The sequence below is a fragment of the Klebsiella sp. KE9456 genome, from assembly GCF_043832615.1.
Classification (GTDB): Bacteria; Pseudomonadota; Gammaproteobacteria; order Enterobacterales; family Enterobacteriaceae; genus Klebsiella; species Klebsiella indica.
This window is the reverse complement of record NZ_JBDYQK010000059.1, coordinates 1-1,119: the sequence shown is the minus strand read 5'-3', so window position 1 is coordinate 1,119 and position 1,119 is coordinate 1. Positions and strand designations below refer to the sequence as shown.

Below are 1,119 nucleotides of genomic sequence, written 5' to 3'. Positions count from 1 at the left end.
GTACCGCACGCAGCGAGCGCAGTGGACTGAATGTCCATGAGCATCGCGAGTACGGAACAACGCAGTATTCACGGCGCGCAACAAGCCGGACAGAATAAAACATCTTCGGGTTGTGAGGTTAAGCGACCAAGCGTACACGGTGGATGCCCTGGCAGTCAGAGGCGATGAAGGACGTGCTAATCTGCGAAAAGCGCCGGCGAGGTGATATGAACCCTTGACCCGGCGATGTCCGAATGGGGAAACCCGGTGCACTACGGTGCATCATCGTTTGATGAATACATAGTCAAACGAGGCGAACCGGGGGAACTGAAACATCTAAGTACCCCGAGGAAAAGAAATCAACCGAGATTCCCCCAGTAGCGGCGAGCGAACGGGGAGGAGCCCGGAGTCTGAATCAGCATGTGTGTTAGTGGAAGCGTCTGGAAAGTCGCACGGTACAGGGTGAAAGTCCCGTACACGAAAATGCACAGGCTGTGAGCTCGAAGAGTAGGGCGGGACACGTGTTATCCTGTCTGAATATGGGGGGACCATCCTCCAAGGCTAAATACTCCTGACTGACCGATAGTGAACCAGTACCGTGAGGGAAAGGCGAAAAGAACCCCGGCGAGGGGAGTGAAAAAGAACCTGAAACCGTGTACGTACAAGCAGTGGGAGCCTCTTTTATGGGGTGACTGCGTACCTTTTGTATAATGGGTCAGCGACTTATATTCTGTAGCAAGGTTAACCGCATAGGGGAGCCGAAGGGAAACCGAGTCTTAACTGGGCGTTAAGTTGCAGGGTATAGACCCGAAACCCGGTGATCTAGCCATGGGCAGGTTGAAGGTTGGGTAACACTAACTGGAGGACCGAACCGACTAATGTTGAAAAATTAGCGGATGACCTGTGGCTGGGGGTGAAAGGCCAATCAAACCGGGAGATAGCTGGTTCTCCCCGAAAGCTATTTAGGTAGCGCCTCGTGAATTCATCTCCGGGGGTAGAGCACTGTTTCGGCTAGGGGGCCATCCCGGCTTACCAACCCGATGCAAACTGCGAATACCGGAGAATGTTATCACGGGAGACACACGGCGGGTGCTAACGTCCGTCGTGAAGAGGGAAACAACCCAGACCGCCAGCTAAGGT

1 rRNA gene is annotated in these 1,119 nt (G+C 54.0%); it reads left to right on the top strand.

The features are described from left to right. Nucleotides 1–116: 116 nt before the first annotated feature. A 23S ribosomal RNA gene (locus tag ABK821_RS25250) occupies nt 117–1,119 on the top strand; the annotation flags it as partial.